This window comes from Ruegeria sp. BI12, from assembly GCF_056537985.1.
Map to the genome: position 1 here is coordinate 1181680 of NZ_JBQFSL010000001.1, position 14784 is coordinate 1196463.

15 protein-coding genes are annotated in these 14784 nt (G+C 57.2%); 2 read left to right on the forward strand and 13 right to left on the reverse strand.

Going from position 1 to position 14784, the window contains the following annotated elements; genetic code table 11:
- The first annotated feature begins 745 nt into the window (after positions 1–745).
- Complete coding sequence (locus ACR0AK_RS06145; RefSeq protein WP_480792719.1) at positions 746–1417, forward strand: Crp/Fnr family transcriptional regulator; 672 nt, start codon at positions 746–748, stop codon at positions 1415–1417.
- A gap of 125 nt (positions 1418–1542) precedes the next feature.
- On the opposite strand, the gene ACR0AK_RS06150 is transcribed toward ACR0AK_RS06145, so the two are convergent.
- From ACR0AK_RS06150 to alr, 7 genes are all read right to left on the reverse strand, one after another.
- On the reverse strand, positions 1543–2142 hold the full coding sequence (locus ACR0AK_RS06150) for a CvpA family protein (RefSeq protein WP_480792720.1): 600 nt from the start codon (positions 2140–2142) through the stop codon (positions 1543–1545).
- A gap of 40 nt (positions 2143–2182) precedes the next feature.
- Positions 2183–3544: a DNA repair protein RadA gene (gene radA, locus ACR0AK_RS06155; protein ID WP_170556990.1), complete on the reverse strand. Its 1362-nt coding sequence runs from the start codon at positions 3542–3544 to the stop codon at positions 2183–2185.
- A gap of 121 nt (positions 3545–3665) precedes the next feature.
- The gene (locus ACR0AK_RS06160; protein ID WP_170556992.1) at positions 3666–4448 is read right to left on the reverse strand and encodes a DNA repair protein; all 783 of its coding nucleotides are present in this window, start codon (positions 4446–4448) and stop codon (positions 3666–3668) included.
- A gap of 147 nt (positions 4449–4595) precedes the next feature.
- Complete coding sequence (locus tag ACR0AK_RS06165; protein ID WP_480792721.1) at positions 4596–5048, reverse strand: paraquat-inducible protein A; 453 nt, start codon at positions 5046–5048, stop codon at positions 4596–4598.
- Between the two features lie 405 nt (positions 5049–5453).
- Positions 5454–6200: an ABC transporter ATP-binding protein gene (locus ACR0AK_RS06170; protein ID WP_480792722.1), complete on the reverse strand. Its 747-nt coding sequence runs from the start codon at positions 6198–6200 to the stop codon at positions 5454–5456.
- A complete protein-coding gene (locus ACR0AK_RS06175; protein ID WP_170557002.1) occupies positions 6197–6979 on the reverse strand; it encodes an MlaE family ABC transporter permease in 783 nt (260 codons plus the stop codon). Before ACR0AK_RS06175 ends, ACR0AK_RS06170 begins: the two co-directional genes overlap by 4 nt.
- Positions 6976–8010 (reverse strand): alanine racemase, encoded by a 1035-nt coding sequence (gene alr / locus ACR0AK_RS06180; RefSeq protein WP_480792723.1) that lies wholly within the window; start codon positions 8008–8010, stop codon positions 6976–6978. Before alr ends, ACR0AK_RS06175 begins: the two co-directional genes overlap by 4 nt.
- A 191-nt stretch (positions 8011–8201) precedes the next feature.
- On the opposite strand from alr, the gene ACR0AK_RS06185 reads away from it, so the two are divergent.
- Positions 8202–8741 (forward strand): GNAT family N-acetyltransferase, encoded by a 540-nt coding sequence (locus tag ACR0AK_RS06185; protein WP_480792724.1) that lies wholly within the window; start codon positions 8202–8204, stop codon positions 8739–8741.
- Positions 8742–8744: 3 nt separating this feature from the next.
- Here the strand turns inward: ACR0AK_RS06185 and ACR0AK_RS06190 are convergent, their stop codons facing one another.
- The 6 genes from ACR0AK_RS06190 to ACR0AK_RS06215 form a co-directional block, all read right to left on the reverse strand.
- Positions 8745–10235, reverse strand: coding sequence for a replicative DNA helicase (locus tag ACR0AK_RS06190; RefSeq protein WP_480792725.1), 1491 nt, complete (start codon positions 10233–10235; stop codon positions 8745–8747).
- Between the two features lie 224 nt (positions 10236–10459).
- Entirely contained in the window at positions 10460–11140 is a 681-nt protein-coding gene (locus ACR0AK_RS06195) for an orotate phosphoribosyltransferase (protein WP_480792726.1), read from the reverse strand.
- 143 nt (positions 11141–11283) lie between these two features.
- Positions 11284–12465 carry an ammonium transporter gene (locus tag ACR0AK_RS06200; protein ID WP_480792727.1) on the reverse strand — a complete coding sequence of 394 codons (1182 nt, stop codon included), beginning with the start codon at positions 12463–12465 and terminating at the stop codon, positions 11284–11286.
- A 154-nt stretch (positions 12466–12619) separates the two neighbouring features.
- Positions 12620–13102 carry a CinA family protein gene (locus ACR0AK_RS06205; RefSeq protein ID WP_480792728.1) on the reverse strand — a complete coding sequence of 161 codons (483 nt, stop codon included), beginning with the start codon at positions 13100–13102 and terminating at the stop codon, positions 12620–12622.
- The gene (locus ACR0AK_RS06210; protein WP_480792729.1) at positions 13099–13596 is read right to left on the reverse strand and encodes a phosphatidylglycerophosphatase A family protein; all 498 of its coding nucleotides are present in this window, start codon (positions 13594–13596) and stop codon (positions 13099–13101) included. The genes ACR0AK_RS06205 and ACR0AK_RS06210 overlap by 4 nt, the downstream gene beginning before the upstream one ends.
- Positions 13593–14723, reverse strand: a complete 1131-nt coding sequence (locus tag ACR0AK_RS06215; RefSeq protein ID WP_480792730.1) for a bifunctional 2-C-methyl-D-erythritol 4-phosphate cytidylyltransferase/2-C-methyl-D-erythritol 2,4-cyclodiphosphate synthase — start codon at positions 14721–14723, stop codon at positions 13593–13595. Before ACR0AK_RS06215 ends, ACR0AK_RS06210 begins: the two co-directional genes overlap by 4 nt.
- Between the last annotated feature and the right edge of the window lie 61 nt (positions 14724–14784).

The window sequence follows — 14784 nt, forward strand, 5'->3', positions numbered from 1 at the left end:
CCCGACCGGATCGGGGCGCAAACACGCCAGCGTCGCAAGGACGAGCGCATAAGAAAACAGATACAGCAAGATCGGCAGCTCCGATTCCATGTCAGTTCGCCACTCACATAATGCCTCAGCGCGCCTGTGTCATCAAAGGATCACATTCGCGATTTGACGCATGTGGATTTTGCCAAAATCAGCATGAAAAGGTGGAAAGGGGGGGCAGGCATGTGGTGTCATAGTAAACATAACGAGTTTTCGGCAATGACAAAGTTCGATCGGATAACCGCCATGTGGCAGCACAAGCAAGGAAAAAAGAAAGAAGAACCCGTCAAACGTCGGTGCCATCGGTGCAGAGGAGCAGGGCGCGCTCCGTGTCCGATCTGCAATGGAGCGGGCGAAGTCACCAAAAGCCGCGACCTACACGGGAAGCCAATAATGGGCCGATGTGATGGCTGTTTCGGTTTGAAAACAATCCGGTGCACTATGTGCGGAGGTGAGGGGTTCTTGTGACTATAGGTGGAACGACGCACTTTCCTAATCCAAGGATCGTTGTGCGGGACTTGGCCGCCATTCATCGCTTTGACTGATTCCTCTGCGGCTCAAAAACGAAAACCCGCGTTGGCGGTACGCAGATTCTCACGCTTTCTAACATCACTTTAAATCTAGTTTGGATTCTCCATCGATTGCCCAACTGACAATTGATGAGCCATATTCTCGACTTTACTCGTTTCCTTTGGTTCGCAAACGTAAGGACAAGCTTATGATCGGCCCAGATATTTTGGTAAACTCGGCGAACGTCGTTTATCTGTTTTCCTACTCAGTAAGGGACATTCTTAAGTTAAGAATCCTCTCCGTCATAGGAGGCGGACTTTTGCTGCCCTATTTCTACCTTCAGACTTCGACACTGTGGGTGCCAATTGGCTGGAATGTGTTCTTTATCTTTATCAATCTATACTGGATTGCGCGGCTCTTAGCTGAACGAAGACCTGTCCAATTTACCGAAGAGGAGGGGCGCCTCTACGCGCTTGCACTCCAAAATCTCTCAGAAAAAGATGCGTTTAAGCTGTTTCGAATGGCTGAGCGTCGATCGGTCGATGCGGGAACCGACCTCATAACGCAAGGCCGTTTGGTCGCAGAGTTGTCGTTGATTGTCGAAGGCAAGGTTGCTGTTGAAGAGAACGGAACACGTGTTGATACCCTTGGCGAAGGTGGTTTTCTCGGTGCCATAGCGTTTCTGAACCAAGACGGCGAATTCAACACGCCGGTCACGGTTCGTGCATTGGAAGCTACAAAGCTCATGACATGGAAGTTCTCGGAGCTAAACGCCGAGTTCACTCGTAATGCAGACTTGCAGATTTCGTTGGAAGCTCGCCTGGGCATCGAAATCTCCAAGTGGCTCCAGAAGACTCGTCAAGCCCTTCTGAGTGCCTGAATTGCATATCAACTGGACGTAAGTTTGGGGCACAATGCGAAAATTTCTTCGTAGTGCGTCTTCGTCTCGCTTTACCAAAAAAAAGCCCGGCAGATGCCGGGCTTTTGCTTTTTTCTGAAGTCTGTTTATTCCGTTGTCGAAGGGGCTGTCAGCTCTTCGGTAGGTGCGGAACCTTCGGCGCAGCTGGCGACCAGTTCTTCGTATTGGCGTGTCACCCAACCAAGGGCTGCTTCTGGGTTCTGTTCTTCGATCTTGTCGCTGAACTGTTCGAACACCTTGGCCGAACGGCTTTCGTCGACGATTGTGTAGGACTGCCCCGTCATGACCGTGTCGTAGACGAAGAACGCGATGGCAACCAGCAGGATGCCTCGGGCGATGCCGAAGAAGAAACCAAGCGCCTGATCCAAACCGCCCAGTGCAGATCGCTGGACAATTGACGAAAACAAGGGCGTAAAAATGCTGACAATGATAAGGGCGACTGCAAATACCGCAGCAAAGCCCGTGATGACTGACAATTCGCAGCTGTCGCGCAGGAAATCCCCAACGACCGGGATTTCTTTGACTAGCGGTACTGCTTGCGGTGCAAAGATAAAGGCCAGCACTGCAGCTGCGACCCAGCCTGCGATGGCCAGAACCTCACGTAAGAAGCCGCGCGAATAGGCAAGAATGCCTGAAACGACGATGATCAGGGCAACGACCCCGTCAATTATTGTAAAACCTTCCATGGCCCTCGCCTGTTCTTTTTCTGCCCCTCAGGGGGCGACCTTAACCTGCTCCGAAGGTTTCGCCAACAAACCCAACTAAATCAGAGGGTCGGGTGAGTGTCAGACCTGCCACAGTACCGGTTTTGCCGCCCGCCGGAGCGATTGCCGATGTGAAACCAAGTTTTTGGGCTTCTTTCAACCTGTTTTCTGTCTGAGGGGCCGGTCTAAGTGCCCCAGATAACGAGATTTCTCCGAAAACAACGGTATCTGCGGGCAGGGCTGTGTCTTCTCGGGCACTCAGCAGAGCTGCAGCGACCGCCAGATCTGCGGCGGGCTCACCGATTTTCAAGCCACCAGCGACGTTAAGGTACACATCGAGACCCGCAAAAGGGATGCCGCAACGGGCTTCGAGCACGGCAAGGATCATTGCCAGACGCCCACTGTCCCATCCAACAACCGTACGGCGCGGTTGCGAATGTGGAGAAGGGGCCACAAGTGCCTGTAATTCAACCAAAACAGGGCGTGTGCCTTCGATCCCGGCAAAGACTGCCGATCCGGGGCTGGGCGTACCACGTTCGGACAGGAACAGGGCCGATGGATTGGTGACCTGTGCAAGCCCTTTGCCCGTCATCTCGAAGACACCAATCTCGTCTGCAGGCCCAAAACGGTTCTTGACCGCCCGTAGGATCCGGAACTGATGGCCGCGTTCGCCTTCGAAATATAGGACCGTGTCCACCATATGTTCGACTACACGAGGTCCCGCGATCTGACCTTCCTTGGTGACGTGGCCGACCATGATGACCGAAACGCCGTGTCGTTTCGCAAACGTGGTCAATTCATGCGCAGCGGCCCGGACTTGTGACACCGAGCCCGGTGCGCTGTCCACATTGTCTGCCCACATGGTCTGAATCGAGTCGATAATAGCCAGCCCGGGTTTCTCGGCCTCGAGCGTCGTAAGGATGTCCCGCAGGTTGGTTTCGGCAGCAAGCTGAACCGGCGCGTCTTCCAACCCCAGCCGGCGCGCGCGCATTCGTACCTGTGCGCTGGCTTCTTCGCCGGACACATAGACCGTCTTGACGCCAGCACGTGCGAACCGCGCTGCGGCCTGCAACAGCAGCGTCGATTTTCCGATTCCCGGATCCCCTCCGACCAACAGGGCCGATGCCGGGACCAGACCGCCACCCAAAACACGGTCCAGCTCTTCTACGCCGCACAAGGTACGCGGTGGGGGTGTTTCCTCGGTCGACAGGTCCGTGAGTGCTATGGACTGGCCACGTTTGCCGCCGAGGGATTTTTTTGCAGGGCCAGCCGAAAGAGGCACGTCTTGCGTGATTGTGTTCCATTCACCGCAGCCGTCACATCGCCCGGACCACCGGGAATGCGTTGCGCCACAGGCCGAGCAGGAGAAAGTCGTTTTTGCCATGGCGCAATTCGTGCCCGAGGACGGGCGGTTCTTCAAGCCCTTGCAGGGCTTTCATCTTCGCCGGTTGCGCGCCGCGTCCTCAGGCCCAACGGGCCATCGTCCCCGGCTGGCGCTGTCGCGCCTATTCCGCGGCGCGCGGCGGCGACATTGCTATGACGCTCGATTTATTGGGTTCGCGGTCGTCGGCGGGTGATTGCAGCTGTGCAGACAACTCTGGTAGCAGCTCGAACAGTTCGTCCCGCAATCGCGCCAATTGCGACTTTGCGATGGATTCCTCCATCTCGATATCATGGGTCCATTGACGCAATTCATGCTGAATGACCTGCGCTTCCTCGATGCGTTGCTGAAACAACTCGATCTCTTCCTGGCGCTGTTGCAGGAAGGTGCGAGCACGGGACACGCGGGCATCGCCGTAAGTTTCAGCCAGTTCGTGACTTAAATGGCTCATCTGCGCTGCCAACTCGAGGATCTCGGGTTCCAGCGATTGCAGGTCTGGGTGGTGGCGCAGGAAGGCCATTCTTTCCTTGACCGCGTCAAACTCAGACGACAGCAGGAACGTTTCGCCGCGATCTGCGGTATGGGCCAGATGGTAGGCCTGAGCCACGTCGTGCATGTTTAGCGAGAACTTACGATGAGATCTCTCAAGGGCCATCATCCGGGCATTTGCTGGCAGATAAAAGGCCAGCATGAGAATCAGCACCGTCAGACCAATCTGGACATACATACCTGCGTCTACAGCCGGAGCAGTGCCAAAACCGGCCTGCATGGATAGCCAGGGCAAAACCCCCAAAGCGGACAAAAGACACGCGCCGACCGAGAAAAGGGCCGCTATGCAAATGAGGAAAAAAGTCAGTCTTAAAAAGGCATTCTGAAATTGCAATGTGATGTTGTGGAGGGCGGTCATCTTAGACGAACTCCTTTTGAAACCGGAACACACCAGCCCAAAGCGGGGAACATCTAACACACACAGAATGATCCGCTCAGGACCGAAACTACAAAAATTTTCTGCTCGAAATATAAAGATGATACTCAGATAAGCGTTTTCAATCAATTACGTCTGAGGATTTCGTGATCTGCGTGTCATTTCGGTAATGTGACCCAATGCGAGCGAGGCCAGAATGCAGGCTGTAAACAGGTAAAGCCCCCATGCGGTTTCTATGGTCGCATAGGAGATCCCCTTGGCCAGTGTGATGTAGAGCGCGATCAGGAAAATGTCGGCCATGGCCAGTTTGCCGAGGATGTTCAGCGCGGGTTGAACACGTGGGTCCAACAGGTCCCATTGGATAAGCGCTGTGCCGATGGTTTTGATGTAGGGCGCGAATAGGGCGAATATGGTGACGATCAGGGCCAAAAAGACGTCCGATTTCCACAGCGACTGCAGACCGGTGATGACGCTGATTTCGCTAAGGCCAAAGATCGGCAGCAGGCCAGCGCGCATCAGGGGGGCGAACCACGCGATGGGGTAGAGGATCAGGAGCGAGAGGGTGGCGAGGCGGAGGGTCATTGGCATCACTTGCATGTAGTCAATGTCATGAGATTTCGCCATAAACTTAACTAACCGGCGGGACCGCTGTTTTGAGACCCTCGATAAGCGCCCATATCGTAAGAGGGCCGGCGACAATGAATATCAATCCCGCAATCCTTGTTATGGGCTTTAGTTGGAATACTCGACTCGGCAGCAGGACAACGCAAGAAACTGCAACATAACACAGGCCGTTCCCTATCAGGAATGGTGTTTGCGACAAGGTAGAGCTTGGTTGAATTAGGAATAGAATTCCATAGGCGAAGGTAATAGCGATAAACGCCGACAAAAAGCGAAGCTGCGAAAATCCAACAACAGCGAAATAAGCTGCGTAAGCCCAGCAGTATACTAGCCCAATTCCAAGTACGAAGCCCCAGACTGAACTCACTATCGCACCGCCTCAATCGGCCCTTCCGCGCTCCCGCTGATGAACTGCTCCACATAGGGATCACCCGACGCGTCCATCTGGCTGACCGGGCCGGTCCACTGGATGACGCCTCCGTGCAGCATCGCCACGTTGTCGGCAATCGCGCGGACGGAACTCATGTCGTGGGTGATGGTCATCGCGGTGGCGCCCATCTCGGTCACGATCTCGCGGATCAGGTCGTTGATGACGCCGGACATGATCGGATCAAGGCCGGTGGTGGGCTCGTCGAAGAAAATAATCTCGGGTTCGGCGGCGATGGCGCGGGCGAGGCCCACGCGTTTTTGCATCCCGCCTGACAGCTCGGAAGGGAACCGGTCGGCCACGTCGGATTTCAGACCCACGCGGCGTAGCTTCTCGATGGCGATCTCACGCGCGTATTCGGCGGGGCGCTTCAACGGGCCGCGTAGCAAACGGAATGAGACGTTCTGCCAAACGGGTAGGGAATCGAACAGGGCCGCACCCTGAAACAGCATCCCGAAACGGGCCAGAAACTTGTCGCGGTCGCCTTTGGCGGCGTCTTTACCATCGACATAGATCATCCCGCTATCGGGCTTGATCAGGCCCAGAATGCATTTCAAGGCCACGGATTTCCCCGTGCCCGAACCGCCGATGATGACCATCGAGGTGCCTTTGGGGATCTCAAGGCTCATGCCCTGCAGAACCTGATTGTCACCAAAGGCTTTCGTTACGTTCTCCATCCTGATCATACCGAGAAGAACACCCCTGTAAGAATGAAGTTGGCGGCCAGGATCATGATCGCGGCGGATTCGACCGAGGATTTGGTGGCCCGGCCCACACCCTGTGCGCCGCGGCCGGAATTCATTCCGTAGTAACAGCCCATGATGGCCGCAATCAGGCCGAAGGCCGCGCCTTTTACCAAAGATGACACGATGTCCTTGGTCTCGAGAAAATTGACGGTGTTTTGCAGATAAGTCGCTGCGTTGAAACCCAGATTTTGGGTCGCAACGACATAACCGCCTGCTATGCCGATGATATCTCCGATCCCGACCAGCAACGGCACAGTGATCAGAGCGGCCAGAACGCGCGGTGCGGTCAGGTATTTCATTGGGTGGGTCGACAGTGTGACCAGCGCGTCGATTTGCTCTGTCACTTTCATTGTGGCGATTTCGGCCGCGATGGATGAGGTCACACGCGCGGCGATCATCAGGCCGACCAGAACTGGCCCAAGCTCGCGTACCATGCCGATCGCGACGATCTGTGGCACCACGGCTTCAGCGTTAAAGCGCGCGCCGCCCGCATAGATCTGCAACGCCAGCGCGCCACCGGTGAAGATAGCGGTCAAGCCAACGACCGGCAGCGACAGCCAGCCGATATTCATCAGCGCAACAGCAAACTCGCGCGGGTAATAAGGTGGCCGAAAAATGTGTGAGATTGCATCCAGCGCGAAGATCGCCACCTTGCCGAAGTTGGCAAAAAGCGTCAGGACAGCACGGCCCAGCCCACCCAGCGCGACCACAGGGTTCATTCGACGTATCCCCGGGAATAGCGCGCGCCCAGCGACGTAAGGATTTCATAGCCGATGGTGCCTGCGGCCTCGGCCAGATCATCAACAGTTTGGTGGCCGTTCAGAATACGTAGACGTTCGGGATCTTCGGGTAGGTCGGTAACGTCGACCGTGATCAGATCCATCGAGATTCGCCCGACCACAGGGCAGGGTTGACTGCCGGAAAACGCATCGATCCCGCCGCCAATAGCGCGGTGCAGACCGTCTGCGTAACCTGCCGCAACGGTGGCGATGCGCGATGGGCGGCGCGCGACCCAGCTGTTGCCATAGCCGACCGATTCACCGACCTCGACTGGGCGGACCTGGACAACAGGCAGGTCGACCGTCACCACTGGCTTTGCCTCGGCAAAGGGCATGCCGCCGTAAAGACCCACACCCGGGCGGCAGAAGTCAAAGTGGAAATCAGGCCCAAGCAACGTACCGCCGGTGGCCGCCAACGACCGGGGGGCTGCGGTACCATCGGTCATCTCGCGGAAGGTCTTCAACTGCTGACGGTTCATTGGGTGTTCGGGTTCATCCGAACAGGCCAGGTGCGACATCATAACGACCGGGTTCAACGCCTCGGCCTTTGGGCGCAATTCGGCCCAGTCCGCAGGTTCGAGACCCAGCCGGTTCATGCCGCTGTCCAGCTGAATGCCAAAGGGATGATCTGGAAGGGCCTGTTGGTGGCGTTGGAATTGCTCGGGCGCGTTGATCAGCGGCGTCAGGTCGTGATCGCGCAACAGATCTGTGTCACCTTCCATATGACCCGAGAAAACAGCGATCAGCGGGCCGGGACCGATTGCCTTGCGTACGGCCACTCCTTCTTCGGCTACTGCCACAAAGAACTTGCGAACGCCTTCTTCGGCCAAGGTCGCTGAAACTGGCTCGGCCCCAAGGCCGTAAGCGTCGGCTTTGACCACGGCGCCGGTCTCGACATCCGTTTTTGCGTCGAGCGCGCGCCAGTTGCTGGCAAGCGCCTGAAGATTGATCGTCAAACGTGCGGTACTCATGGCACTGTTCATGACATTGGATCACGGCAGGTCAAGGGGGTAGGCGGCGATTATTGCAATCTTGGGCAGGAACTTGGGCAACTTCCGGCCTGTCGTACAAGGCATTGGCGAAAAAGAGGTTGTGTCCACCCGCCCGAATATCGAACTTGGGCGAAAGCGGCCGTGTTGGCGGGCTGCGGAAAGAGGTCAGGATGAAGCTTTCGGCAGAGAAACAGGAATGGTCTAACGCGCTGCCAGAGGTTTTCCGGCAGGTGTTTTCGGATTCAGAGGGTGCTGCGGAAGGCGACGTGATCGGTGCCTTGGTGTCTGATCTGCTGACACAAACACCTGACGATGACCTGCATGCCGCCATCGCACATGATGGTCCCCAAGTGCTGGGCTGCATTCTGTTTTCGCGACTGCGATTTGACCGGGATCCGCGACAGGTGTTTCTGATGTCCCCGGTTGCCGTGCGCACGGATCGCCAGAAAACGGGGATCGGACAACGGTTGATCGCATATGGCTTGGACGGATTGCGCCGCGACAAAGTCGATTTTGTGGTGACATACGGCGATCCGAACTACTATGGCAAAGCCGGGTTTAGGCCGATTTCAGAGGAATTCCTAAAAGCGCCTTTGCCGTTAAGCCATCCGCATGGTTGGTTAGGGAAAGCTTTGACGGCGGCAGAGATGGCGCCGTTCAACGGGCCATCCCACTGCGTGAGTGCTTTCAACAAGCCTGAGCTATGGTAGAGGCTAGTAGCCTTCGATCTCTCCGCCCTGTTGCCAGGGTTTGACCAGATTGCCAAAACGAGTGAATTGCGCCTCAAACGAAAGCTCGACCGTGCCAATGGGGCCGTGACGTTGTTTGCCGACGATGACCTCGGCCTTGGCGTGCAAGCGTTCCATCGCTTGCTTCCATTCTTCCATCTTTTCCAACTCGTGATCGCCGGGTTTTTCACGCTCTTTGTAGTATTCCTCGCGGAACACGAACATCACCACGTCGGCGTCCTGCTCGATCGAGCCCGATTCCCGCAGGTCGGACAGTTGCGGGCGTTTGTCGTCACGGTTTTCGACCTGACGAGACAACTGGGACAGCGCAATGACCGGGATATTCAATTCTTTGGCAATCGCTTTCATGCCCATCGAAATCTCAGCGATCTCGTTTACGCGGTTTTCTGCCATGCCGCGGCATAGCTGCAGATAGTCGATAACCAACAAATCAAGACCATGTGTCCGCTTCAACCGCCGTGCGCGCGCCGCCAACTGCGAGATCGGCAGGGCAGGCGTGTCGTCAATAAACAGGGGGCAGGCTTCCAGTTCTTTGGCCGCGTCCACAAAACGGCGGAACTCGGCCTCGGTCATGTCACCCTGACGTATTTTGTGAGACGAAATCTCGGACGCCTCGGCCAGAACCCTGCCTGCAAGCTGTTCCGCGCTCATCTCGAGCGAGAAAAAGCCAACCACGCCGCCGTCAATCGCGCCCTCGGTGCCATCCGGTTTGAGCCCGCGCTTGTAGGCCTTGGCGACGTTGAAAGCCACGTTGGTCGCCAGCGACGTTTTCCCCATCGACGGACGACCTGCCAGAATGATCAGGTCAGACGGGTGCAATCCGCCGAGCTGTTTGTCCAAGTCGGCCAGACCGGTGGAAATCCCCGCCATGCCACCACCGCGCTGGTACGCTTCGTTGGTGACGTTGACGGCTTCTGTGACCGCCTTGAGGAAGGATTGAAATCCCTGTTCGGTCTGGCCCTGCTCGGATAACTGATAAAGCTGTTGTTCAGCTTCGACGATCTGTTCTTTTGGCTCGCTGCTTACGTCGACCCGTGCCGCCTTGTCCGAAATGTCCCGGCCCAAGCGGATCAACTCGCGCCGGATGGCGAGATCATAGATCATCTGGGCGTAATCATGCACCGCAAAGGCACTGATCGAGGCACCGGCCAGCTTGACCAGATAGGCGGGGCCGCCCAGTTCCTTCAGGCCTTCATCCTCGGCCATGAAGGATTTCAGCGTTACAGGTGAGGCCAGCGCATTCTTGGCGATGCGTGTGGCCGCAACCTCGTAGATGCGAGCATGGACCGGGTCATAGAAATGCTCGGCCCCGATGATCGAGGCAACCCGGTCATACAGGTCGTTGTTGGTCAGAATCGCACCCAGAAGCTGCTGTTCGGCCTCAATGGAATGCGGCATGGTTTCGGCGTTCTGAATCTGCGCCGCTGCCTGCTCGATGCTGCTTATCTCGTTCATACTGTCCCCGCTGCCCACGGTGCTTTCTACACGCTAAATTGGCGCGTCGGCTATCTGGAAATCCCTGTGGCTAACTATGGATAAAGCCTTGGGATAACTTTCCTTACAGTTTGGATGCCTGCGTATACTTAGCTTATTATGTAGGAATTGAGGGAAAAGTCACCAGATATCGTGGCTGGAAAATCGATTCTTCCGGAGTTTTCCCCAATCTGTCCACAAGAGGTTTACGTGGATTTATTTGCTTCCTGCCATCCGCGCGGGTCGTTCAGGAAGGCTTCGACTGCGCTAAGGGTTTCATCATCAAAGGCCTTTTGCGCCTTGGCTTCGGCCAGAACATCCCACCAGGTGCACAGGTGATGCAATTGGACGCCGTGATCGCCCAGCGTCTTTTCGGTCTCTGGGAAGATACCATAGTAGAAGATCACTGCTGTATGCCCGCAAGTGGCCCCCGTTTCGCGGATCGCATCTACGAAGGACAGTTTCGATCCGCCATCGGTGGTCAGATCCTCGACCAGCAGCACGCGCTCACCCTCGCTCATCGCGCCTTCGATACGCGCGTTGCGGCCATAGCCCTTGGGTTTTTTGCGCACATAGGTCATCGGCAGCGCCATGCGTTCGGCCACCATTGCGGCGAATGGGATGCCAGCGGTCTCACCACCGGCGACGTTGTCGAATGCCTCAAAGCCTGCGTCCCGCATCACGGTGACCGTCAGGAAATCCATCAGCGTGGACCGGATGCGCGGATACGAGATCAGCTTGCGGCAGTCGATATAGGTCGGGCTGGGCAGACCGCTGGCCAGAGTGAATGGCTCACGTGAATTGAAATGCACGGCTTTGATCTCCAGCAACATCCGCGCGGTCAGGCGGGCAATTTCGGTGCTGTCGGGAAATGAGCTGGGGATCATAACGGTACCTCTGGGCTGAATGGCATTGCGGGCTGATAGCCTGTCCTCAGACCCAGAGTCGAGAGGGTTGCGCGCAAAAGAAAAGCGGACCTCACGCAGAGGTCCGCTTTTGCCCTTGCGGGCAAGTGGCAGCCAAGGTGGGCTTAGCTGCTCATGTCATAGGCACGTTCGCCGTGTACCGACAGATCGAGCCCGTTTGTCTCGGTTTCTGCATCTACGCGAAGCGGGGTGATCAGCGCAACCACCTTGATCAACACAAATGTGACAACTGCCGTAAAGGCACCCACGATCACTAGCCCGCCCAGCTGCGCGGTCCAGGCACCAAGGCCGAACACGGCGATCATGATGGTGCCAAAGATGCCACCGACACCATGCACCGCGAAAACGTCCAGCGTGTCGTCGATGTTCAGCATGTTGCGAACAACGTTGACGGCCTCTTGGCACAGCACGCCTGCCACGGCACCGATGATCAGTGCCTGAACCGGATCGACATAGCCCGAGGCAGGGGTGATCGAGGCCAGACCGGCAATCGTGCCGGTGACCAAGCCCACCATCGAGGCTTTGCCGTATTTAATACGTTCGTACAGCGCCCAAGTCAGCGATGCGGTTGCGGCCGAAATATGCGTGACGGTCATTGCCATCGCTGCCCCTCCGTCTGCCGCCAATTGCGAGCCGCCGTTGAAGCCAAACCAACCGACCCACAGCATCGCCGCGCCGATCATGACATAGCCGGGGTTATGCGGCGGCGTCGTGCGGTTGCGGCGAGGGCCAAGCACCACGGCGATAATCAGTGCGGCCAGACCTGCGGTTTCATGCACTACGATACCACCGGCAAAGTCACGGACGCCGATCTCACCCAAAATTCCGCCATCGGTCAGAATGCCGCCGCCCCAGATCCAGTGAACAACCGGTGCGTAACACAGCAGCATCCACAGGCCCGAGAAGATCATCACAAAGCCATAGCCCACACGCTCGGCATATGCGCCGATAATCAGAGCCGGGGTGATGATCGCAAAGGTCATTTGGAAAGCAAAGAACAGGACCTCGGGTAGGTTGCCTGACAGGCTGTCGGCATCGACCCCGTTCAGGAAAGTTTTGCCAAGACCGCCCCAAAGGCCCGAACCACCGTCGCCAAATGCGATCGAGTATCCTGCGACCAGCCAAAGTATGCTCATCAAACAGGCGATTGAGAAACAGTGCATAAAAACGCTCAGCACGTTTCGGGCGCGCACGAGGCCGCCATAGAACAGGGCGAGGCCCGGCAATGTCATGAACAGGACCAGTGCAGTTGCAACTATGATCCAGGCGGTATCGGCTCCATTCATCAGCCGGTCTCCTCTGTGGCGTCTTCAGCTTGCGTGGCTGGCGTTGAAACGGAGAGAAGGCGGGGAAAAAAGAGGCAGAGGTGGTTTTGGGTGCCTGTTTTAAGGGCTTTTTATCAACCGATGATTAAATGGGCATCAAAAGGTCAGGAGTGCTTTATTTTTGAGCGAACAGTGAAACGCCGTGCGACAGCAAGTTCAGGGCATGATCGCGCGCCGCAATGCGGACCTTATCACGTCCCAACGCCCCGAATTCGACCGTTTCGGTCTTTGTCTTCTGCGCGTCGGCCGCGAGCCCAAAGCAAACACGGCCTTCCGGCTTGAATTCAGATCCGCCGGGGCCTGCGATGCCGGTGATCGAAACGGTCAGTTGGGCCTGCGAGTTCTTCAATGCACCCTCTGCCATCTCCAGCGCGACTTCTTCGGACACAGCGCCATGGGTTTCCAGAGTCTCGGCTTTTACGCCCAGCATCTGTTGCTTAGCGTCATTGGTGTAAGTGACAAAACCGCGATCCACTACGGCCGAGCTGCCTGGAACATCTGTCAGTGCAGCGGCGACCATACCGCCAGTGCAGCTTTCGGCTGTGGCGATCATCACGCCTTGCGTCTTGGCGCGATCTAGCAGATCGGCGACCGTCATAGACCCAGAACTCCGTGCGAGATGCCGGCTAGGATCAACACGCCGATCCCGGCAAAGGCGCCGGCGATGACGTCGTCTAGCATCACCCCCATCGCATCACCCTTGCGGTCCGCCCAACCGACAGGGCCGGGTTTGGTGATATCGAACAAGCGAAACAGAAGGAAACCCGCGATCCAGCCGGGCCAAAGGGCGGTGATATCAATTCCATGTGCCCAAGATGGGTAGGAAATAGCCCAAAGCGCAATGAATTGCCCTGCAACCTCGTCAATGACGATTTCGGACGGGTCGTGATCGTCCTGTCCCGCAGTCATCACCTGCGTGGCCCACAGGCCGCCGACGAAAACAGCGACAGTGGCGAGGACCAGCAATGGAAAGCCGCCAAGCGTATGAAGGACCCAAGCCAGGGGCAGGGCGGCCAGAGATCCCCATGTTCCGGGTGCAGGGCGCATATATCCAACGCCGCAAACAGTCCCGATCAATCGCGCGGCGTTCATGACTTCACCAGACAAGCTGTGGCCAGCGAGGCGATGCCTTCGCTTCGCCCGGTAAAGCCAAGGCGTTCGGATGTGGTCGCCTTGACCGAGATCTGATCACCGCGCAACCCCATGATGCGCGCCATTTCTTCACGCATCGCGGGTGCGTGCGGACCGATCTTGGGGTATTCACAGACCAGCGTGCAATCGACATTTGAGATGCTGTAACCCATCTGCTCTGCCAGCTCGACCGCGTGGCGGAGGAATATCTCGCTCGCCGCGCCCTTCCATTGGGGGTCTGAGGGTGGAAAGTGCTGACCAATATCGCCCTGCGCCAGCGCGCCATAGATTGCGTCAGTAACCGCATGCATGCCGACATCCGCATCCGAATGGCCCTGCAGCCCTCGGTCATGCGGAATCCTCACCCCGCACAGGATCACGTGATCTCCGTCACCGAACCGATGCACGTCGTATCCGTTGCCCAGTCTCACATCCATGTCCGTCCCCATTACGCGTTCCGCCCGGGCAAAATCCTCGGGTCTTGTGATTTTGATGTTATCGGCATCGCCTGGCACGATCACCACGTTCATACCTGCGGCACGGGCGACCTCGACGTCGTCCGCCGCGCCGCCAGAATGGGCCGCGTGCGCCGCGACAATCGCGTCATAGCGAAAACCCTGTGGGGTCTGGGCTGCGAAAAGACCCGTCCGGTCCTGCGTTCCAGTCACAACGGCTTCGTCACCGGTCCAAAGCGCATCTGTAACGGCCAGACCGGGTGCTGCAGCCTCATGCTTGGTCAGGGCGGTCAGGACACCTGTAATGGTCTGGCTGCTCACGCAGGGGCGGGCGACATCGTGAATCAGGACATGTTCGATCCCCAGCCCATCTAATGCATCCAGCCCGTTCCGTACCGACCCGGCGCGATCGCTGCCACCTTTTGCCAGCAGCAGATCAGAGCCTAAAAACTCGTCCCAAGCGGTCTGATCATCCACGGACAGCACCAGAACAATATGGTCGACCTGATGGCGAAACCGGTCGATGGTCCAATCCGCAACTCTGCGTCCGGCCAATGGTCGCCATTGCTTGGGAATGCCGCCTCCGGCGCGCAACCCGCGTCCTGCGGCGACGATGATGGCGGCGGTGGTCATAGGGGTGAATTCTCCGGTGATTTTGCAGCGTTGTTTAAGCTGCGGTGAATGTAGAGGCAAT

Excerpts from the sequence above, each read along its gene's own strand:
- ACR0AK_RS06145 (WP_480792719.1), top strand. The coding sequence starts at position 746 with ATGATCGGCCCAGATATTTTGGTAAACTCGGCGAACGTCGTTTATCTG.
- radA (WP_170556990.1), bottom strand. The coding sequence starts at position 3,544 with ATGGCAAAAACGACTTTCTCCTGCTCGGCCTGTGGCGCAACGCATTCC.
- ACR0AK_RS06195 (WP_480792726.1), bottom strand. The coding sequence starts at position 11,140 with ATGATCCCCAGCTCATTTCCCGACAGCACCGAAATTGCCCGCCTGACC.
- ACR0AK_RS06150 (WP_480792720.1), bottom strand. The coding sequence starts at position 2,142 with ATGGAAGGTTTTACAATAATTGACGGGGTCGTTGCCCTGATCATCGTC.
- ACR0AK_RS06190 (WP_480792725.1), bottom strand. The coding sequence starts at position 10,235 with ATGAACGAGATAAGCAGCATCGAGCAGGCAGCGGCGCAGATTCAGAAC.
- ACR0AK_RS06170 (WP_480792722.1), bottom strand. The coding sequence starts at position 6,200 with ATGATCAGGATGGAGAACGTAACGAAAGCCTTTGGTGACAATCAGGTT.
- ACR0AK_RS06175 (WP_170557002.1), bottom strand. The coding sequence starts at position 6,979 with ATGAACCCTGTGGTCGCGCTGGGTGGGCTGGGCCGTGCTGTCCTGACG.
- alr (WP_480792723.1), bottom strand. The coding sequence starts at position 8,010 with ATGAGTACCGCACGTTTGACGATCAATCTTCAGGCGCTTGCCAGCAAC.
- ACR0AK_RS06165 (WP_480792721.1), bottom strand. The coding sequence starts at position 5,048 with ATGACCCTCCGCCTCGCCACCCTCTCGCTCCTGATCCTCTACCCCATC.
- ACR0AK_RS06205 (WP_480792728.1), bottom strand. The coding sequence starts at position 13,102 with ATGACGGTCGCCGATCTGCTAGATCGCGCCAAGACGCAAGGCGTGATG.
- ACR0AK_RS06215 (WP_480792730.1), bottom strand. The coding sequence starts at position 14,723 with ATGACCACCGCCGCCATCATCGTCGCCGCAGGACGCGGGTTGCGCGCC.
- ACR0AK_RS06185 (WP_480792724.1), top strand. The coding sequence starts at position 8,202 with ATGAAGCTTTCGGCAGAGAAACAGGAATGGTCTAACGCGCTGCCAGAG.
- ACR0AK_RS06210 (WP_480792729.1), bottom strand. The coding sequence starts at position 13,596 with ATGAACGCCGCGCGATTGATCGGGACTGTTTGCGGCGTTGGATATATG.
- ACR0AK_RS06160 (WP_170556992.1), bottom strand. The coding sequence starts at position 4,448 with ATGACCGCCCTCCACAACATCACATTGCAATTTCAGAATGCCTTTTTA.
- ACR0AK_RS06200 (WP_480792727.1), bottom strand. The coding sequence starts at position 12,465 with ATGAATGGAGCCGATACCGCCTGGATCATAGTTGCAACTGCACTGGTC.